The organism is Dyadobacter sp. CY326 (genome assembly GCF_021390515.1).
GTDB lineage: Bacteria > Bacteroidota > Bacteroidia > Cytophagales > Spirosomataceae > Dyadobacter.
This window is the reverse complement of sequence record NZ_JAJUXI010000004.1, coordinates 169,235-190,413: the sequence shown is the minus strand read 5'-3', so window position 1 is coordinate 190,413 and position 21,179 is coordinate 169,235. Positions and strand designations below refer to the sequence as shown.

The window sequence follows — 21,179 nt, the reverse complement described above, 5'->3', positions numbered from 1 at the left end:
CCGTCAATCGTACAAATCTTCTGAACGTTCCAACATTAAAATGGAAGCCTGCGGAACAATCACATATTTCTGTCCGTCATATTCCAAATCAATGGCATTGCGCTGCAAATAAATGGCCAAATCACCTTCTTTTGACTGCAATGGCATATATTTTACTTTTTCCTCGGTCTCTTTCCAAGGCTCATCTTCGGCCGCCACTGGAATGGGATAACCAGGCCCAACCTTGATCACATAACCACTCTGCACTTGTTCTCTTTCTGTTACGGTGGGAGGCAAATATAACCCGCTGTTCGTGCGGTCACTCGGACTTTTCGGACGGATCAAAACGCGGTCTCCAACGACTATCAGACTTCTCAATTTGTTATCGGCTGTTACTTCGTACATTTTACTGGATTACTTATATTCTGGATAAAAACGTTAATCGACTTTCGGTTGATAACAAAAAATTTTAGCCAAATGTTTAACCGTTTACAATTCAGATTAAAACTGAAAATAGATGAACTGATTTTTAGTTATCACGCCTAAAAAATAGGTCAGGAAGGAAATGAGGGGAAATAATATGAAAAACAGCGCGGTGTTGCTCGTAGGAATTTTCTCGAAATAATGTTCTTTCCAAAGCAAAAAGCCGATCAACAGAACGCAGAACCACATTTCAACCTGATTGAAAGGACTTAATATTTGATCTGACAAAGAGAGATTTCCTATCTTTATGAAAATCACCATTGAACGACTCAGCGAATTCCGGAAAAAGATCCACGCCAATGTGACTAATGCGAAGGTTAGCAGCACATTGACTGTCCGAAAAAAGAAGTTGTCCGGCAGCTTAATGTTGGCCTTTTTCATGTATTTGTCACGTAAGGAGGCCATGATTTGATAGAATCCATGCAATGCGCCCCAGATTACAAAGCTCCAACTCGTTCCATGCCATAACCCACTGACCATGAACACAATCATCTGGTTTCGATATTTCATAAACTCTCCATTGCGATTGCCGCCCAACGGAATGTATAAATAGTCCCGAAACCAAGTGGAAAGTGAAATATGCCATCTTCCCCAGAATTCGGGAATGGATTTCGCTTCATATGGTGACCGGAAATTGTCCATCAATGTAAAACCCATCACGCGTGCAGCGCCAATGGCAATGTCCGAATAGCCGGAGAAGTCACAGTAAATTTGGAAGGAATAAAAAGCTGTGGCGGTGAGCAATGTTAGCCCATTGTGGTCAGAAGCGGGATTGTAAGCATAATCCACGAACATGGCAAGCCGATCAGCAATGACCATTTTCTTGAAAAACCCGAAAGCCATCTGCATTAACCCTGACTTCACCAGCTCAAAATCATATTTGAAATAAGAATGAAACTGGAAAAGCATGTTTTGCGGGCGCTCGATGGGGCCGGCGACCAGCTGCGGGTAAAACATGACATACAATGCATAGATACCAAAGTGCCGCTCGGCAGGATGGTTGCCGCGATACACTTCAATAGTGTAACTCATGGCCTGAAAGGTGTGAAAAGACAAGCCGATGGGAAGCAGGATTTTGCCTTCACCTGTTGTCATCCATTCGGCTATTCGGCTGGGAATGAGCCTTGTTAATTCCGGAATGGCTGGTCGTAAGTTGACGCTGGTGAGGACACTGTTGACCGAATCTTGTAAAAAATCGTAGTATTTAAAAAAAGCAAGGATGCCAATGTTCGAGATCAAACTGATGACGAGCAGCAGTTTTTTCTGTTTCTGACTCTCTGACTTTTCTATCCAAATCCCTGCATAATAATCAATTACAATGGTTCCGAACAAGATCAGGATGAAGATCGGCTTGAAAACCATGTAAAAATAGCAACTGGCTGCCAGCAAAAGCATCCAACGCCCACGCCACGACAAGCTGAAATATGCCAGCGTAACGACAATAAAGAAAATGATAAATTGAATGTCAGTAAACAGCATCAGCTCAAATGTACTCTCGGTTGACTATCTCCTCTTTAATAATGAACAAAGGGCGATTTTTGGACTGAAAAAATATGCGGAGAACGTATTCTCCAATGATGCCCAGGGCGAGTAATTGCACGCCGCTGAACAGGATAATCACAAAAAGTAAAGATGTAAAACCTTCAATCACCTGGGCAAAAAACATCTTTTTGACCACCACAACGATGAAATAAAACAGAGAAATGAGAATGGCAGTAACGCCCACCCGGCTCATGAATTTGATGGGAAACTCGCTGAAATTGAAGATCCCGTTGTACGCGAGCTGAAACAATTGCTTGAACGAATATTTGGATTCTCCCGCTGCCCGTGCATCCCTTTCATACTCGAAACCAACTTGTTTGAAACCAATCCAAGAGCGCATTCCACGCAAATAGCGGCTTTCCTCTGGCATTTTGTTCAAAACATCCACAACCCGGCGGCTAATCAGCGCAAAGTCGCCGCTGTCCAACGGAATTTCAACATAGGAAATTGAACGCAGGATGCGATAGAAAAAATGATAACCCATTTTCTTAATAAATCCCTCTTTCCGCTTTTTCCGGACTGCATAGACGACGTCATTCCCCTCTTTCATCAATTTGTAAAAATCGGGAAGTAATTCGGGTGGGTCCTGCAAGTCGCCATCAATGACAAAAAGTGCCTCAGTTCCCCGCGCTGCCGCTATTCCGGCTGTTAATGCCAGCTGGTGACCGTGATTTCTGGATAGAAAAACGCCGTGATAACGCTCGTCCGTTAGCGCCAGTTGCCTGATTTTGAGCGCCGTATCATCCCTGCTTCCATCGTCAATCAGCACCACTTCGATAGCGAGCGGACTAGCATCCATCAATGCGTTGATTCGCTGCACAAGCATCGGAAATGACTCGGACTCGTTATACAGCGGCGCAACAATTGAAACCTGAGGGATTTTAGACATTCTTCGTTTGGCTATTTGACCTACGGCCGCAAAAATACACCTTTCAGCGCATTATCAATTACCCTATTTCGCTATGGGATTGTAATTTTTCTAAGAAGCCCGCCTTCCGACTTTCCATTTTCAATGTTAATGATGCCCAAATCATAGGAACCCGGTTTCAGCGCAGTCAATGGAATTTCTGTGTCAGAACCTTTATCATATTGCCTGAAAATGTTTCTCCCGGAATATTTATGAGGCGCCATTTTGAAGAAATAAAGCTGCTCCGCATCCCTTACAAAGGCATATTGACCATGATTTCTGTTTAAAGAAAATTTGCTTTCTGGATCATTGATATATAAAATACTGTCTCGTTCGGTGACCGTTATCCCTTTTTGCTGCGGCATCGGGTTTTGTATCCTGCCAATGTTATCTGCCAAAGTTTGAGGCGCGTCCGGATATTTAAAAACGCTCCAGCTAACCATTTGCTTCATCAATGTATCCACGTAAGCCGCTCCTTTTGAAAAAGGCACGTGTCCCAGACCGAACGCATTGTGTTCCTGGTTGTAACCGTTAACTGTCAGATATTTATTCCGCTCTGAAATAACTGGTAAATAACTGTAAATCGAGATTCCCCAAATTGCAATGCTAACGATAAGCGCAAATTTAAAAACGCGTTTTTGAATGAGTTTTCTTGACGTTGCATTGATAAATGTAAGATAAGCGACCGTCAGGAACAGCGCCGGATACATTTTGTAATTGCTAACGATCATGACAAAAAAGCCGAATCGCGGCCTTAACAATCCAATGATCAGCGCGTTAACGAGCAGAAATGTAAGGATGCCAAGCAGAAACGAGTCGAGGCTTTTTCTGTCAGCAGAAATCTCCGCATTTGAAGAAGAAACCGACCTCTTAGGCCAATTGAATGTTGCTTGAAGCCAAGGAACGAGTTGCCGATAAAGCCAGATCACAATCCAAATCATCACCAGGAAGCCCATTATCACTGGAAGCGTAGACCGGACTACAATCGTTTTTTCAGGAAAGAAATCGAATAATCCGCCCAGAAAAGCGAAAAATCCAAGCACAGATAAATGCGGATATTTTACAAAAAATGCAATGCTTGACTCATTTCCTTGTGCAGAAAGTCCGTAAAAATAGAAGCCAACTGCAAGCGCGCCAGCGGCAAACCAGATTCCGAGTTGTTTGTAATTTGACCGAAGCACCAAAATCACCACACCCGCGGGCCACACAAAAATCCCGTTGCTCATGGCATAAGTGGCGCAGATTGCAGCCAGCACTGCCCAGGCAAATCGCTCTCTGGACAACAAAAACATGGAAAGGCAAATGAAAAAAACCACAGGCTGATGCTGCAAGCTGCATATGGCCCAAAGGAAAACGAGGTGATATTGTAACTGGAAAAGCAGAAACGGCACTGGCAAAAAATACCACCAGTTGATTTTGCTTTTTGAAAACGAAATCCAGAAAATATAAAGCGTTCCCAAGGTGAAACAAGCTCCCGCAATGTGCAGGAAAGTAAAATTCAAATGTCCCGTGACCCAATAATAGGAAAGCGTTACCAACTTCCCAATTACCATTCGATGCTCGTTATTGGGCTGGAAGAGCAATTTAAGCCGATCTGACAATGCTTCGTCGTTAATCCATTGTCTTAAAAAGTCCGGAAAAGGATCGAAGTCGTCATACCACGGAAGATTGACCGAATAATACAAAATGACAGCAACCCAAAGAAGCACGGGCAGTGTCATTGCGGCTCCTATGCCGATCTTTTTACTGCTGTCCACCTTTTGTATCTTTCATGATAATCACTCCTTTACCGAAATATCCGGCCATGCATTTGTTCCACCAATGGTCTGGATTCGTCTTAATGTCGTCGTCAACAAAAATGGACAATGGCTTAGAATAAATGGGTGGCAGATAAACTGTGTTTTCTTTGGAGGTCTCCAATGTCTTGTAACGATTGTACATTTCCTTATCAAACGCCGCCGCCGTCCCACGGATCAGATCGGAATAGATCAAGCGCACATTGGCACTGCGATAGAAAGACAATGTAATTGAAATGATTAAAACCGCATACAATGCACCGTAACGCGTCACCGTGAAATGGAAATAGTCGATTTTACGGTTTTTGAAATAATGGAAAATCACACCAACAATGTAAAACCAGCCGATGAGGAAGAAGAAGAACACGCAGTTGATCACTCGCGGCGCAGGCTCAATGCCGACTCCGTAGTAATTTGGAAAAAGCTGAGCAGCAAGGACGCCAATGAATAATAGCACTGCATACCAAACCGGAATGGAAAAATAATTCCGCGCACCCGTCGACAATCGCGACAGCACAACAAGCCAGGCCGTAGAAAAGAAAAGCAATGGTGTCCTGAAAAGCCAGTCGAAACTCAGGAACGCGAGTTTTTTGAATGATGAAATTACGGAAAAAGGAATATTTCCACCCAATGGATTTGTGCCGATCCTGGCATCATTGCCCGGCGCTGTGAAGAAAACGTATGCGGAGAACAAAGCCGCAACGAGCATTGCGATCATAAAGCCATCGACTTTGCGGTGATAGATCAGCCTGTAAACCCACCATGCGCCGATTAACAGCATCATTGTCAGCAAATTAGGCTCGCTGCTTCCCATTGAAGCAAAAACCAGAAACGCGGCCAAAACGCCTAATAATATTTTGGCGGGCTGCGTATCCTGACGATACCAACGCAAGACGATCACGATCCAGAACAATGTCAAAACGCTTGGAACTGTGAATGTTACAAAGCCTGCCATCCAGTAGAAAGCTTCCGCCATACTCGCCATCTTTATCACATACAGAAAAAAGACAACGCCCGCAAATCCAATGTGCGCAACACGTGAAAGTGTGGGCGTTAAGTGCCTAAAAAGGCTGTAAAGACTGAAAACGGTCGTTAACAACAAGATTATGGGAAGCACTTTAAACCCAATGATCGAGTGGAAAAGCAGCGGATTGCTGTGATTGAGAAAGATGCCAAAATATCGTCCCGTCCACTCCGTGTAGTAAAGGTTCATTGCTTCGAGCCAGCCAACTTTGAAGACTGTATCAATGTAGCAAAAGTCATCGGCGGGTGAAGGATGGTTGTAATAAGATAGTGCGAGTAAGGGAATGAGGACGCTCAGCATCAAAAATACATTGACCCAATTGCCTACGCTCCGGTATTTTCTATAAAATCTATTCATTGACAGTTTTTTCAATAATGTAACGAGGACGGCCTTTTACTTCTTCGTAAATCTTGCCAATGTATTCTCCGATCAAACCCAGCGCCATCATGTTGGAGCCGCTAAAAAACGTAAGCGGCAGCATCGTGGAAGTCCAGCCGGGAACGGTGTAACCTACGAGATAAGAGAAAAGAATGTAGGCCACAATGACCATTGCGACCAGGAAATTGAAAACGCCGAAATACAACACAAGCCGCATGGGGAAGGTGGAAAAAGACGTAATCCCGTTCCACGCGAAAAGCAACATTTTGCTTAGCGGATATTTTGTTTCGCCCGCTTCACGTTCGAGGCGATTGTAAACGACCTTATCATTGCGGAAACCAACCAGCGGGACAATGCCGCGCAGAAACATATTGATTTCTTTAAAATTGCCCAGTTCCTGCAAAACCCTTCGGTCCATTAAGCGGAAATCGGCGTGGTTGAAAACAACCGGAACGCCCATTTTTTGCATCAAAACATAAAAACTTTCGGCCGTAAAGCGCTTGAACCAGCTGTCGGAACTTCTGTCGCCGCGCACACCGTAAACGACCATTGCGCCTTCACGGTGTTTTTGAACCATGGCCGCAATGGCATTGATGTCGTCCTGCAAATCGGCGTCGATGGTGATGAAGCAATCGTAATGATCGATATTTTTCTCCAAACCGGCCATAATCGCGCTCTGATGTCCAAAATTGCGAGACAGTCCCACACCGATCACATTGGGATCGAGGCTGCAAAGCTCTTCAATGATATTCCAAGTCCGGTCCCTGCTGCCGTCGTTAACGAAGCAAATGCGGCTATCTTCCGTGATAAGACCTTGCTGTTTGAGGGCGTTGTAATAAACGTTCAGTTTTGAATAGGTCAAATGCAATATGGCCTCCTCGTTGTAGCATGGAATTACCAGAAGTAAACGCGCTGGGTTCATAAACACCTTTTGTTGAATCGACAAAAATAGCAGTAATAAGTTAATATGCTCTTTTTATCACCCGAGTCTTCGGATTTAGCTTCTATTGATTATTTCCCGGTCTGGACGCCCTTTTTACCTAAAACCGTATTAATCAGCAGCGGGTAAAGCAATACGGCGAGCAATATGAGCACTGTGCCCATGTAAAATTCCGTCGTCATCCGCTCTTTTTCACCAAAAAAGAAAAAAGCCAGCGCAATGCCATAAACCGGCTCCAGATTAATGGTCAGGTTGATCAAATAAGCAGAAAATTGCTTCATCAACTGCGTGGCCATGGTGCTTGCATAAACCGTGCAGATAAACGCCAGGAACAAAATCCAGATCCAATCTTTCGCCGCCGGAATGTAAGATGCACCCCCAGACCAGCCCTGCCATTCAAATAGGGCGACAAATAAAAGTGAAAAGAATGTGGCGCCGACCATTTCGTAAAAAGTAATGATATAGGCGTCAATGCGCTGCACAAGCCTGCTGTTGGCAACCGTGAACAAGGCAGCAAGCAGTGCCGAAGCCAATGCGAGCATAAGGCCCAGTGCATGGTCAAATTCAAATTTGAAAACGACATACAAGCCCGCAAATGCCAGAATCCCCAATGCCACTTCCAACGGCCGGACGCTCTTTTTGTTCACCAATGGCTCAATTAAGCTCGTCCAAAGGGAAGTCGTGGCCATCCCGGCGAGGCAAACCGAAGCCGTGGACACGCGCGCCGAGGCAAAAAATAACATCCAATGTGCTGACAAAATAAAGCCGACAGCCAGCATTCGGATCACATCCCGACTTTCTGCTTTGAACTGTTTTTTCTTGAAAACAATGATGGCTGCTAAGCCTAATGCCGCAAACAAAGTCCTGTAAAAAACGAGCGCAACGGGCGAAATGGTGACCATTAAGCCAACAATGGCCGTAAAGCCCCAGATCAGGACGAGAAAATGAAGATGTAAATAAGACCGCAGTGCTGTGGGTGAAAACATGTTTATCGGGGCAATGTTTTATATAAAATCAGCCCTATGCATGAAAAAACAATGTTGGGAAGCCAAACGGCGAACAATGTGTTGATGGTTCCTGCCTCGGCAACGCCTTTGGATAACAAGAAAAACAGAATGTAAATGAATGCCAGCATGAAGCCCAGCGCAATCTGCCAGCCGACGCCTCGCCTGCTTTTTCTTGCGGACACAATCACGCCGATTGCCGTCAGAATCAGAATGGCAAATGGCTGCGTAAAACGAATGTATTTTTCGATCAGATAAACTTCCAGACCGTCGGCTCCGCGACTTTTGAGCAAATCAATGTAAGCATTCAATTCGGGCAATGTGAATGTTTCGAACAGGTTATAGTCGCTTTCAAAATCCTTTGGAGACAGGTTGATTGTTGTGTCAATGGCAGGCCCGCTCCTCAGTTTTTCACCCAGACTGTCCAATGTGCGCACCTGGTAATTTTGCAATGTCCACTTGCCTTTTTTCGGCTGCCACACGATTTTGTCCGCATAGAATTTCTGCAAAAGCACATTGCCCTTGATCGTTTCCATGGTAAACTTGTTGCCCGTTTTGGTCATCGTGTTATAACTTTCCAAATAGGCATACACGTCCGGCGCAATCGTAATGTGCACATTGTGACCGCTGAAATAGAATTCCTGCTTCACGTAAGTTTTTTCAAAACTGTTCCGAATTTTATTGGCTTTCGGCAAAATCCAGCCGACCTGAATGAATGTCAAAACTCCCAAGATCATCGCGCCGAGCATGTAAGGCAAAAGCATGCGCCCGAAGCTGATCCCGCTGCTGAGCATAGCGATGATTTCCGTGCGCGCGGCAATCCTGGATGTGAAGAAAACAGTCGCAATGAACACCATTAGCGGACTAATGTAATTGATCCAGTAAGGAATGAGATTGAGATAATAATCAATGATAATCTCCCGGAGCGGCGCTTTTTTATCAAGAAAATCATCCACCTTCTCCGTGTAATCGATCATGCAAATGATCAGCACGATCACAAATGCTACGAAAACATAGGTTATCAGGAAATTCTTGATCAGGTAACGATCCAATATTTTCAATCTCATGGCTGGAATCTCATCGGCGCTGAACCAGTAAATTTTTGGACACCTCGAGACTGATAAACAACGTAGGCCCGCCGTTTATTTGTACAGAAGCTGATTTATCATATTCATTAATTTCCTTCACCTCAATAACCGCGCCGAGCGTAATGCCGGACCGGTCCAAATGCTGTAAAAAAGAAGGCGCATGATCGAGAACGCCCATCATCAAAACTTTTTCGCCAATGTGGACATCCGTTAAAATCGTGTAATCGGGCTCGGTAAGATTTCCTTTTGCATCCGGGATCGGATCGCCGTGCGGATCGAACTTGGGGTGACCCAGAAACCGGTCAAGCTTCTCCACAAGAATTTCCGAAGGAATGTGTTCCAGCTCTTCTGCGATGTCGTGCACTTCATCCCAGCCAAAGCCCAGTTTTTCCACCAAAAACACTTCCCAAAGCCGATGCTTACGAATGACCTGAATAGCGACTTTTTCCCCGCTGTCGGTAAGCCTTACGCCCTGATATTTTTTATAATGGATCAATCCCTTTTCTGCCAACTTCCTGAGCATATCCGTCACGGACGCAGCCCGGGTTGAAGTGCTTTCTGCGAGCGCATTCGTACTCACTTCCGTCCCTTCCCGGCCGGACAACGAATGAATGATCTTTAAATAATTTTCTTCTGTGAAGGAATTTTGCATCGACGTACGCAACAGTGGCCTAATCTTAATAGGAACAAAAGTACACTTAACAAACGGGAAAATAAAAAATTTAGACTTATCTAAAAATATATTTATAAATTCGTTTATCTTTGTTTTTAGTAAACTAAATTGTTTATTACAACTGCTTTAAAAATGATTGATGGTTTGAAAATTCAGAATTCTTTGCATAAAACGGCACCGGCTGATAGCGGCAAGCTTGCCTCTTTGTCGGAAGTGCATTCATCCATTGTTATTCCCGAAGGTGCAGGATTCTGGAAAAAAATGATGGCATTCACCGGGCCAGGATTGATGGTTGCGGTGGGATATATTGACCCGGGAAACTGGGCGACGGACATTGAAGGAGGTTCCCGCTTTGGTTACGCATTGCTTTCGGTGATCCTAATTTCTAATCTTTTTGCGATGCTTTTGCAGCATCTTTCGCTGAAACTGGGCATCGCATCCGGACGCGATCTCGCGCAAGCATGCCGCGATTATTATTCAAGACCCGTATCATTTGTGCTTTGGGTGCTCTCAGAGATCGCCATTGCTGCCACAGACCTTGCCGAAGTGATTGGTTCGGCAATTGCGTTAAATCTGCTTTTTGACCTTCCGTTGCCCATAGGCGTGCTTTTCACGGCATTTGACGTCTTATTAGTGGTCTATTTTCAGCAAAAGGGATTCCGCATCATTGAGAGCATTGTCGCCGGCTTGATGGGCATTATCTTGCTGAGTTTTGTTTATGAAATGATTGTTTCTCAGCCATCTATGGCAGGAATCGTGGACGGTCTCATCCCAAAAACCAAAATTGTCACCGACTCAGGCATGTTATACATTGCGATCGGGATTCTGGGAGCAACTGTTATGCCGCACAACCTATATTTACATTCCAGCATTGTACAAACACGCGCTTTCAAACGCGATGATGAAGGCAAAAAATCGGCCATACGCTTTGCAACCATCGATTCCACTGTCTCGCTCGCGCTCGCATTTTTTATCAATGCGTCGATATTAATCCTGGCTGCAACGGCTTTTCATGCCAACGGACACTTCGAAATTGCGGACATTACGGATGCATATCACTTACTCGATCCTGTTTTGGGTGTGAGTCTTGCAGGGATATTTTTCGCATTGGCATTGCTTGCTTCCGGCCAGAGCTCCACATTAACAGGCACATTAGCGGGACAGATTGTCATGGAAGGTTTTCTGAACATTCGCCTACAACCATGGCTTCGCAGACTCATTACCAGAGGCATTGCCATTGTTCCTGCGCTCATTGTTTCCTATCTCTACGGCGAAAAAGGAACTGCGGATCTGCTTGTTTTTAGTCAGGTAATTTTGTCCCTGCAACTGAGCTTCGCTGTTGTTCCGCTCGTGTTTTTCACGTCCAATAGTGACATCATGGGACGCTTCGCCAATTCCAGATTATTGAACATTTTGGCATGGGTTATCACGCTTGTTATTATCAGTTTGAACCTCTTTTTGCTATGGAAAACCTTCTCCTGACGCCTAAACTTTAACTTACTTTAACACGGTGCAGTCCACTCGAAACTGACACTCGGGCGTCCAAACATTATTATTGGCACAACCGTTCCTGCCTGCGCGCCTGATTGGAAATTAATTTTGACCGTTGAAGTACCGACTTTGCATGCGGTTTCCTAACTTTCGCCGTTTTTCGACCTAACGTGAATGGAATCAAAGCATAAGTTAGACAAGGTTACAGCAGCGGGCATTCTGATTGCATTCGGGATCATATATGGGGATATCGGGACATCGCCTCTATACGTAATGCAGGCGATCATTGGCTCCGAGAGAATCACCGAAGAGATTGTCTACGGCGCCTTATCTTGTATCTTTTGGACGCTTACGCTGCAAACAACCGTCAAATATGTCATTCTGATTTTAAGGGCGGATAATAGAGGTGAAGGGGGAATTTTCGCTTTATACGCACTTGTTAGGAAGCATGCGCGCTGGCTCACTGTCCCGGCCATTATTGGCGGAAGCACGCTTTTGGCAGATGGCATTATTACGCCGCCTATTTCTGTGTCTTCGGCAGTTGAAGGTCTTCAATTGCTTTATCCCAACATTCAAACGATCCCCATTGTGCTGGCGATTCTTATCGCTATATTTCTCATTCAAGCATTTGGAACAAAGATTGTGGGGCGGACATTCGGCCCATTAATGGTGACATGGTTTGTCATGTTAGGCGTTCTGGGGTTGTCACAAGTGATGCTGCAACCTGGCATTCTGAAAGCACTTAATCCAATTTACGGTTACAAATTACTGACAGAACATCCGGGAGGTTTCTGGATGCTTGGGGCCGTATTTTTGTGTACAACCGGAGCCGAAGCTTTGTATACGGACCTTGGTCACTGTGGCCGGGGGAACATTCGTGTTAGCTGGATTTTTGTAAAAAGTTGCCTGGTTCTCAATTACTTTGGACAAGGCGCGTGGCTGCTGTCAGAAATTGGAAATCTGCTTGACGGACGTAAGCCGTTCTACGAAATTATGCCTGAATGGTGGCTGCTTCCAGGCATCGTCATTGCCACATCTGCCGCAATCATTGCCAGTCAGGCGCTTATATCTGGCTCATTTACGCTCATTTCCGAAGCGATCCGTCTCAATTTTTGGCCAAAGGTGCGGCTCAATTATCCAAGCGATCAAAAAGGGCAGCTTTATGTGCCGAGCGTGAACTGGTTATTGCTGCTAGGTTGTGTTGCCGTTGTACTTTATTTCAAAGAATCTGCGAACATGGAAGCTGCTTATGGTCTGGCGATCACAATGACGATGATTATGACCACGATCCTGTTCTCCTATTATTTGTACATGAAGCGGGTGAATTTGTGGATTGTGATTGCATTCATGCTGCTTTACCTGTTTATTGAAGGCTTGTTCCTGGGTGCTAACCTGCTGAAATTCACGCATGGAGGCTGGTTTACGATTCTGGTCGGAACGGCTGTGGCGGGATTGATGACGGTTTGGCTCAAAGCTTTTTACATTAAACTCCGTCTGACGGAATATACAAAGCTCGAAAAATATTTACCGGCATTGCATGAGTTGAGCCGCGACATCAGCATTCCAAAATATACAACGCATTTGGTGTTCATGACCAATGCTTCTCGTGCGACGGAAATTGAGACGAAAGTCATCTATTCAATATTCCAAAAACGCCCCAAACGTGCTGACGTTTACTGGTTTATCCACGTCGATATAACGGATGACCCTTATACAATGGAATACAAAGTGTTGTTGGACGACAACAACAACGACAATGTGATCAAAATCAATTTCAGGCTCGGTTTCAGGGTGGATCAACGGATTAATATGTTTTTCCGGAAAGTGGTTGAAGACATGGTGATGAATAAGGAAGTGGATATTACAAGCCGCTACGAATCGCTTAACAGACAGAACATTACGGGCGATTTCCGCTTTGTGGTTTTGGAACGCTTCCTATCCTTTGAAAACGATCTTCCGTTGTTTGAACAATTGGTTATGAAGACTTACTTCTTTGTGAAGGACTTTACCACACCCGAAGACAAATGGTTTGGACTGGATAGCAGCTCGGTGAAAATCGAAAAAGTCCCGCTGATCATCCGCCCAGTTGAGAATGTGAAGCTACGCCGTGTTTTTACCTAAAATACTTTCCAAAGTGCGCTTTAATTTAACGATCTGCACAGTGCTTTTCAGCGCTTTCCAAGCCTTTGCTCAAAATTCGCCAGTTGTAATTCCGCTCGAAACGACGCAGAACGCGCTTGTTTTGCAAGCGGACAAGGACAACTATTTGGGCATCATTTATTTTGGAAAGAAACTTGGACAACCCACAGAATATCAGCAGATTCCAGCGCAAAGCCGGCAACGCGACGGCAATGCCGGAACTTACAATTCGGCCTATACGCCAGCAGGTTCGTGGAATGTGTCGGAGCCGGCGATCCAGGTGACGCAAGGCGACGGCAACAAGTCGCTGGATCTGGTTTATGTCAGTCACAAGACGGTTAAGGAAAACGACAATGTAAGTCTGACGAGCGTTGTGCTGAAAGATCCGGTTTACCCGGTTGAAGTGACTTTGCATTACAAAATTTACGCGCAGGAGAACGTCGTAGAGCAATGGAGCGTGATTAGCAATAATGGTAAGGCGCCCTTAACGCTTCAAAAATATGCCTCCGCAAATCTTTATTTTACTGGAAAAGACTTTTATCTGACGCATTACAACGGAACGTGGGCAAAAGAAATGAACCCCGAAGAAGAGCATCTGACCGCCGGAATCCGTGTTCTGGACTCCAAGTTGGGAACGAGGGCTAACCTTTTTCAGCCGCCAAGCTTCATGCTTTCAATGGACAAGCCTGCGACCGAAACATCTGGGAAGGTGCTGCTCGGCACATTGGCGTGGTCTGGAAATTTCCGCATGGATTTTGAAGTGGATTCTTATCATAACCTGCGGTTAATTGCAGGAATCAACAATTACGCATCAGAATATCCGGTAAGCGGAAATCAGGAGTTCAAAACACCAGCATTCATTTACACATTCTCAGAAAACGGCAAAGGTGAAGCAAGTCGAAATCTGCACAACTGGGCCAGGAAATATAGAATTCTCGACGGAGAAGGATCGCGGTTGACATTGCTAAATAATTGGGAAGCAACGTATTTCGACTTTAACGAAGAAAAGTTGTCAGGCCTGTTTAAAGATGGAAAAAAGCTTGGGGTGGATTTGTTTTTGCTCGATGATGGCTGGTTTGCAAATAAATATCCAAGAAATAACGACCAAGCCGGATTGGGTGATTGGCAGGAAAACATTAAAAAGTTGCCGCATGGAATCGGTTATCTGGTGAAAGAAGCAAAGAATGCGGGCATCAAATTCGGGATTTGGGTGGAGCCGGAAATGGTGAACCCGAAAAGTGAGTTGTACGAAAAACATCCGGATTGGGTGATCAAGCAACCGCAGCGTCCCGAGCATTATATGCGCAATCAGTTGCCGCTGGATTTGTCTAACCCTGAGGTGCAAAACTTTGTTTACGGCATTCTGGATAAGCTTTTTACAGAAAATCCGGAGATCGCCTACATTAAGTGGGATTGCAATGCGATCACATTCAACGCGTATTCTGCTTATTTGGAAAAAAGCAAACAGAAGCAATCGCAGTTATATGTTGATTATGTAAAAGGTTTGTATAAAGTTTTGGAAAAGTTGCGCGCCAAATATCCGAAAGTCCCGATGATGCTCTGCTCAGGCGGCGGCGGACGCGTTGATTATGAAGCGCTAAAATATTTTACAGAATTCTGGCCTAGTGATAATACGGACCCGCTTGAAAGGATTTTTATGCAATGGGAATATTCTTACTTTTTCCCGGCGATCACGCAAAGTGCGCACGTGACGGATTGGGGAAAACAGCCTTCAAAATTCAGGACGGATGTGGCAATGATGGGTAAGTTGGGTTATGACATTGTAGTCAGTCATCTGGACGAAAAAGACCTTCAATTCAGTCAGCAAGCCGTTTCAACTTACAATGCAATCAAAGATGTGGTGTGGCACGGCGACCTTTACCGACTCGTTGATCCAAAGGAAAATGACTTTTCTTCCTTGATGTTCACAACTAAAAACAAGGAAAGGGCAGTTCTGTTTTCCTATCTGACCGGCAACCGCAATGGCGATGGTTCGGAAATTGCGTTCCGTTTGGAAGGGCTTGATCCTGCTAAAAAATACAAAGTGCGGGAGCTTAACCTTTATCCTGGAACGAAAACGGCGATTAAAGAAGACCAGGTTTATTCAGGAGAATTTTTAATGACAGCAGGCTTCAATCCGGTGGTTAGCGCCAGACGGACCAGTGTGATCATTGAAATTTCAGCAGTTCAGTAACACTATTTCAAATAAACGCCTTCGTCCTCCGGTCTGCTCAAAACGACTTCCACATGCTCGGTTAGCGTTGTGCTCAGTGCATAACCCACGTAATCAGCATGAATAGGGAACTTGTGATGACTCCGGTCCACGACAACTGCAACCTGCACTTTTTTCATGTTGACTTTCAGGAATGGCTCCAATGCGAATGCGAGCGTCCGCCCTGTGTTAAGCACATCGTCGGCAATGATAACGACCTGATTTTCAACCTGAACGTCGTTATCAAACAAGATAGGGCTTTGAAAATGAAGGTGTTTGTCGAAACGCAGCTCGATTAGTTTCACATGCAATGGTGAAATGTCAGCCAACTCGGCAGCGAGCCTTTTGGCGAAAGCATAACCTTCTCCGGCAATGCCGGCAATGATGATGCTTGTCTCCTCAAAATTATGCTCATATATTTCAAATGCGATCCTGCGGATCTTCTGCCCGGTTTGCAGCGAACTCAAAATCTGTCGCTTTGAAATTGTACTTTGGCTCATTGAATGCGTAATCGTTAACTTGTTGAGGAATAAAATTAAGAAGAGAAGTTCTTTATCCAATGCGCAAACATGATTTCATGCGTAGGCAATTCCAGACTTGCAATGCCAAGCGCAACCTTTTTTTCACCAATCCGCTCCACCCGAAGTTCCATTAATGCCTGGTCATAAGCTTTTGGGAATTCGGGATGCGCCTGGATGCCCAGCATGCGCTCGCCCACCCGGAACATTGCATGCGGACAATCAGCAGTTTCTGCCAGAAGCGTTGCATAAGGCGGCAATTCAACGACCTGATCCTGACACATCATTAGTAAATTGAATGAGTCTGTGACCGGCTGCATCCAGTTTTCATGCACAGTAGGCTGAAAATGATGCACGCCCACGCACCAGCCAACCGCCGCTTTTTCAACTTTTCCTCCCAAGGCCTCTCCCAATATTTGATGCCCGAAGCAAACGCCAATATAGACTGCATTGGATTTGTAAATTGAGACAACAAATTCCTTTAATCGGCTAATCCACTCATCATCATCGTAAACCGAGCTTTTTGAACCCGTGCAAATGTAAATGTCACACGCATCGACAGAAGCTGGAAATTGGCCGTTGCAAACATCATAAAAATGAAATTCCCAGTCAGGAGCGACCTGTGCAAACAGTGCTGGAAACATTTCGCAATAATCCCCCGCAATGTGCCGCAGCTCGTCCCTAACATGGTCGCATTCCAGCAATCCAACTTTTTTCAGCGACATTATGCGTTGATTTTCAAATGAAATGATTTAGGCCGGGTCAATGCTTCATATCCCACGGTCGAAAGCGTGCAGCCTCTTCCGGAGTTTTTAACGCCCGTCCAAGCCAGCGCAGGATCCAGATAATCGCAGCGATTCATAAACCAGGTCCCGGTTTCCACCTGCTCCCCTATTTGCAAAGCCGCATGCATGTCCGATGTCCAGATGGATGCTGTGAGGCCATATTGACTGTCATTCATCAACTTAATGGCTTCCTCATCGCTTTCCACAGGCATAATGCCCACCACCGGCGCGAATGTTTCTTCGGTCATCACGTCCATATTGTGATTCACATTGACCAAAACCTGCGGAGCAAAATAAGGCGTCCCGGACTGGTGCGCGGGGAAATGATTTGGGTCAATTAATGCTTCTGCGCCTTGGGCAATGGCCTCATTTACTTGTTTTTGCGCAAATTCTGCTGCGGAAATGCGAACCATCGGGCCTAATGTGGTTTCGCTATCGGTTGGATCTCCTAACGTGTAGGTTTTGGTCAATGCTGCAAATTCTGTAACAAACTGATTATAAACCGCTTTATGCACGTAAATCCGCTCAATCCCACAGCACGACTGTCCCGAATTGAAGAATGCGCCATCGACAAGATTTTCGACTGCATCAGCCAGGTTCGCATCGGCACGCACGTAGGCGGGATCTTTTCCGCCGAGTTCAAGTCCGCCAATGATAAATCGCTCGTTGATCGCCTTTTGAACGGCATGTCCGCCTTCGACGGAGCCCGTAAACGCCACATAATCAACGCGATTATCCACAATTACCCGTGCAACCTGCTCGTGGCTTAAATGCAAATATTGAAAAACGCCTTCGGGCAAACCGGCATATTCAAATGCAGCCGCATAACGCTCAGCACAAAGCGGCGTTTGCCGCGCATGCTTCAAAATAACCGCATTACCCGCCATAATCGCAGGAATCACCGAGTTTACGGAAGTCAGATAAGGATAATTCCACGGCGCCACCACGAAAATCACGCCGAGCGGATCTCTGCGAATAAACCTTTTGAAACCGGAAATTTCCTCCACTTCCACATCGGCCAAAGCTTTCGACGCAATAGAAATCATGTAATTAGCACGTTCCTGAAAGCCTTTTCTAATCTCATTTGCCGTGTAACGAATGGGCCGGCCCATTTGCCAGGTCAGTTCGAGACCGATCTCGTCCGCATTGTCCAAAAAATATTCAACAGCTTTACGGCAAATCGCCTCGCGCTCATTTATGGAAGTTTTGCGCCATTCTTTTTGTGCGGAAACGCCCTTTTCCAATGCGTTTTCAACTTCTTGTGGTTCGGCTAATGTTCGTTCCACATACACAGAGCCGTCGATGGGGCTTATTGTTTTTTGCGTTGCCATAATCAGAGCGGCGTTACGTAGGCAGAAGTTATCCCGCCGTCAACCAGAAAATCGGTTCCTGTTACAAAAGAAGATTCGTCGGATGCGAGAAACAATGCAGCATAAGCCATTTCTTTTGCCTCGCCAAAGCGCCCCATCGGAATGTGGACCAACCGGCGTTGTTTTTTCTCTTCTGTATTCAAAAATTTCATCAGCAATTCCGTGCGTAACGGTCCGGGGCACAATGCGTTAACGCGGATATTTTCTCGCGCATGGATAATCGCTAACTCGCGCGTCAGCGCCAAAACAGCGCCCTTGCTCGCCGTGTAAGCCACCTGAGGAGTAGCCGCACCTAATATTGCCACAAAGGACGCAGTGTTAATGATAGAGCCGCCGCCTGCGCGTTGCAACGCCGGAATGCCATATTTGCATCCCAGAAAAACGCCTTTCGCATTGATATTCATGGTCAAATCCCAAATGGCTTCTTCTGTCGTGACTGCATTGTCATCGTCGCTGTGCATAATGCCCGCGTTGTTGAAAATCACGTTCAATTTGCCAAATTTCTCTTCTGCGAAAGCAACCGCTGCTTGATTATCAGCCGCTTTTGAAACATCGGAATGCAGGAAAAACGCCTCGCCGCCATTGGCCACGATCTCGTCGGCAGTTTCCTGTCCTGCCGCATCATTGACGTCCGTTACAACAATTTTTGCACCTTCTTTGGCAAATAAAAGCGCAGTCTCGCGCCCGATTCCGCCACTTCCCCCGGTGATCAGGGCAACCTTATTTTCTAAACGCATTGGAATTTGATCGTTAATATTAATAGTAATTGAGTTATAATTTTATGACATTAGGACCGAGCCACGGCCCATTTAAGTGCTGCTTTTCAAATCTGCTCGAAATAGCGCTTTCGCTCCCAGTCCGTTACGAATGTGTCGTATGCCCGTTGCTCGGTTTTGAAAAAATGCGTGTAATGTTCTACGACCTCGCTGCCGAACGTTTCTTTGGCGAATGCACTGTTTTCAAACAATGCGGTGGCTTCTGCTAATGTGTAAGGAACTCTGGGCAAATGTGCGGCAGCATAAATGTCGCCGACAAAACATTCCGGCGGCTCGATTTTGTTTTTAATCCCGTCCAAACCCGATGCCAATGAAGCTGCAAATGCCAGATATGGATTGCAATCCGCGCCTGGAATGCGACATTCAATGCGCAAACTTGGCCCGCTTCCTACAACCCGGAAACCGGCCGTACGGTTATCGTAACTCCATGCAAGCCGCGTGGGCGCCCAGGAGCCATCTACAAATCTTTTATACGAATTGATTGTTGGCGCGTAAAACGGCATAACATCCGGCACATGCTTGATCCAACCGCCTAAAAACCAGCGAAAAAGATCCGAACCTTTCACCGGCCCAAACTCCTGATCACCCGCAAATGCATTTTCGCCATCTTTCCACAAACTCATGTGAATGTGGCTGCTTGAACCCGCCTGATCCGTCTGAAATTTAGCCATGAAGGTGACGGAAATGTCCATGGCGTCGGCCACTTCCTTTAAACATTGCTTGTAAACCACATGGTTATCCGCCATCGCGAGCACTTCTGCGAATTTTACATTCAATTCATGCTGACCGAGCCCCCACTCTCCTTTCGAAGTTTCAATTTCCAGCCCTGAATTTTTCAAATGCCGTCTTACAGCCGAAGTGTATTTTTCATTACGCGTGCCTTGCATAATGTGGTAATCTTCAAGATAATAGCCTGCTGGTGTGAGGTTTTGATAACCCTGTGTGAAAGCCTGCTTATAACTGTTTTCCAAAAGATAATATTCGAGTTCTGATGCCGCAAAGCATTGAAAACCATCCGTTTCGAGCTTTTCCAGCTGTTTTTTCAAAACAGATCTTGGCCCAATGGATTCAAGCGAATGCGACTTTTCATTGTGCAGATCACATATTATCAATGCAGTTTTATCAAGCCAATCGGCAATGCGCAATGTGGCGAGATCTGGAACGAGGTGAAAATCGCCATAACCGAGCTCCCAGTTGGCATATTTGTAACCGGGAACCGGATCCATGGCCATGTCCGTCGTCAGCAGATAATTGCAACCATGCGTGCCCGATTTAATGACCGAATCCAGGAAATAATCTGCATCCACGCGCTTGCCCATGAGGCGGCCATAATGGTCTGTAAATGCAACAACAATGGTTTCTATTGACCCTTCCGCGATTTTGGCTGTAAGTTCATCCTGCGTGAGAAATCCTCTTTTACTCATTGGAAAGGGCTGATTTTTAGAAATGAATGTTAACGCAATTTTTCAATTTTGGCTGTAAGAGGGAATTTTAATATCACTTTTTTACCGGATGCTTTTTCCAAAACCGGTGTCAATATTTTACGCGCATTTGCTCTCGTCTGATCCAGAATGCCCATATCCAGCGCGGATCGCTGGATTTGTTTTTCGGCTTGTTTATAAGCTTCCTGAACGAGCTTTGCCTCTTCATTAAAAGCATATTCTGTGTTGTAAACCCTTGATTTGCTATGATCTATTTTAAAAACGCACAGCTCCGGCTCGGGCATGTTAACAACCAGCGTTTCGGCTTCGGTTGTAATGTCGGCGATTTCAACTTTTGTAAGATCAATGCAACCGATGGCTTCGCCCTGCACGATTAGAATGGCCTTTGCATTGGGCAGCCACATTTTCGTAATCTGTTGCTCTACAACGTCTTTGAAATTATATTTTACCAATTCCAATTTACCCATTGCACTGATTTCCTGCAAAACAAGCGCATGCGTAGTCTCACTTTTCTCCGCGCTGCTCAGCCAGTCGGGAACCCAGTTGCCCGCCCGGAAATTGGTCCAGATCGATTGAAGACCGGCGAGTAAAAGGATCAAAACCAGCAAACGCACTATCCAACGCATAAAAAT

General features: G+C 45.4%; 18 protein-coding genes. 3 read left to right on the top strand and 15 right to left on the bottom strand.

Going from position 1 to position 21,179, the window contains the following annotated elements; genetic code table 11:
• Positions 1-3: 3 nt before the first annotated feature.
• The 9 genes from LZG73_RS09180 to LZG73_RS09140 all read right to left on the bottom strand — a co-directional run bounded on the left by LZG73_RS09180 (position 4) and on the right by LZG73_RS09140 (position 9,793).
• Entirely contained in the window at positions 4-384 is a 381-nt protein-coding gene (locus LZG73_RS09180) for a co-chaperone GroES family protein (protein WP_026630669.1), read from the bottom strand.
• Positions 385-480: 96 nt separating this feature from the next.
• Positions 481-1,941, bottom strand: a complete 1,461-nt coding sequence (locus LZG73_RS09175; protein WP_233847937.1) for an MBOAT family protein — start codon at positions 1,939-1,941, stop codon at positions 481-483.
• Positions 1,942-1,945: 4 nt separating this feature from the next.
• Entirely contained in the window at positions 1,946-2,893 is a 948-nt protein-coding gene (locus LZG73_RS09170) for a glycosyltransferase family 2 protein (protein ID WP_233847936.1), read from the bottom strand.
• Between the two features lie 71 nt (positions 2,894-2,964).
• The gene (locus LZG73_RS09165) at positions 2,965-4,668 is read right to left on the bottom strand and encodes a hypothetical protein (protein WP_233847931.1); all 1,704 of its coding nucleotides are present in this window, start codon (positions 4,666-4,668) and stop codon (positions 2,965-2,967) included.
• The gene (locus tag LZG73_RS09160) at positions 4,655-6,088 is read right to left on the bottom strand and encodes a DUF6056 family protein (protein WP_233847930.1); all 1,434 of its coding nucleotides are present in this window, start codon (positions 6,086-6,088) and stop codon (positions 4,655-4,657) included. The genes LZG73_RS09165 and LZG73_RS09160 overlap by 14 nt, the downstream gene beginning before the upstream one ends.
• The gene (locus tag LZG73_RS09155; RefSeq protein WP_233847927.1) at positions 6,081-7,031 is read right to left on the bottom strand and encodes a glycosyltransferase family 2 protein; all 951 of its coding nucleotides are present in this window, start codon (positions 7,029-7,031) and stop codon (positions 6,081-6,083) included. Before LZG73_RS09155 ends, LZG73_RS09160 begins: the two co-directional genes overlap by 8 nt.
• 89 nt (positions 7,032-7,120) lie before the next feature.
• Positions 7,121-8,035: a DMT family transporter gene (locus LZG73_RS09150; protein WP_233847925.1), complete on the bottom strand. Its 915-nt coding sequence runs from the start codon at positions 8,033-8,035 to the stop codon at positions 7,121-7,123.
• 2 nt (positions 8,036-8,037) lie between these two features.
• Positions 8,038-9,120 (bottom strand): LptF/LptG family permease, encoded by a 1,083-nt coding sequence (locus LZG73_RS09145; protein WP_233847923.1) that lies wholly within the window; start codon positions 9,118-9,120, stop codon positions 8,038-8,040.
• A 10-nt stretch (positions 9,121-9,130) separates the two neighbouring features.
• A complete protein-coding gene (locus tag LZG73_RS09140; RefSeq protein WP_233847921.1) occupies positions 9,131-9,793 on the bottom strand; it encodes a metal-dependent transcriptional regulator in 663 nt (220 codons plus the stop codon).
• A 153-nt stretch (positions 9,794-9,946) separates the two neighbouring features.
• On the opposite strand from LZG73_RS09140, the gene LZG73_RS09135 reads away from it, so the two are divergent.
• From LZG73_RS09135 to LZG73_RS09125, 3 genes are all read left to right on the top strand, one after another.
• A complete protein-coding gene (locus tag LZG73_RS09135; RefSeq protein WP_233847919.1) occupies positions 9,947-11,296 on the top strand; it encodes an Nramp family divalent metal transporter in 1,350 nt (449 codons plus the stop codon).
• A gap of 183 nt (positions 11,297-11,479) precedes the next feature.
• A complete protein-coding gene (locus LZG73_RS09130; protein WP_233847912.1) occupies positions 11,480-13,426 on the top strand; it encodes a KUP/HAK/KT family potassium transporter in 1,947 nt (648 codons plus the stop codon).
• Positions 13,427-13,439: 13 nt separating this feature from the next.
• Complete coding sequence (locus LZG73_RS09125; protein WP_233847909.1) at positions 13,440-15,638, top strand: alpha-galactosidase; 2,199 nt, start codon at positions 13,440-13,442, stop codon at positions 15,636-15,638.
• 2 nt (positions 15,639-15,640) lie between these two features.
• Here the strand turns inward: LZG73_RS09125 and LZG73_RS09120 are convergent, their stop codons facing one another.
• The 6 genes from LZG73_RS09120 to LZG73_RS09095 form a co-directional block, all read right to left on the bottom strand.
• Positions 15,641-16,156 (bottom strand): phosphoribosyltransferase family protein, encoded by a 516-nt coding sequence (locus LZG73_RS09120; protein ID WP_233847908.1) that lies wholly within the window; start codon positions 16,154-16,156, stop codon positions 15,641-15,643.
• 35 nt (positions 16,157-16,191) lie between these two features.
• Positions 16,192-16,899 (bottom strand): glutamine amidotransferase-related protein, encoded by a 708-nt coding sequence (locus LZG73_RS09115; protein ID WP_233847907.1) that lies wholly within the window; start codon positions 16,897-16,899, stop codon positions 16,192-16,194.
• On the bottom strand, positions 16,899-18,290 hold the full coding sequence (locus LZG73_RS09110) for an aldehyde dehydrogenase family protein (protein ID WP_233847906.1): 1,392 nt from the start codon (positions 18,288-18,290) through the stop codon (positions 16,899-16,901). The genes LZG73_RS09115 and LZG73_RS09110 overlap by 1 nt, the downstream gene beginning before the upstream one ends.
• A gap of 2 nt (positions 18,291-18,292) precedes the next feature.
• Entirely contained in the window at positions 18,293-19,066 is a 774-nt protein-coding gene (locus LZG73_RS09105) for a glucose 1-dehydrogenase (RefSeq protein WP_233847905.1), read from the bottom strand.
• Positions 19,067-19,152: 86 nt separating this feature from the next.
• Positions 19,153-20,529: a glutamine synthetase family protein gene (locus LZG73_RS09100; RefSeq protein ID WP_233847904.1), complete on the bottom strand. Its 1,377-nt coding sequence runs from the start codon at positions 20,527-20,529 to the stop codon at positions 19,153-19,155.
• Between the two features lie 29 nt (positions 20,530-20,558).
• Positions 20,559-21,173 (bottom strand): DUF4230 domain-containing protein, encoded by a 615-nt coding sequence (locus tag LZG73_RS09095; RefSeq protein ID WP_233847902.1) that lies wholly within the window; start codon positions 21,171-21,173, stop codon positions 20,559-20,561.
• Positions 21,174-21,179 lie beyond the last annotated feature (6 nt).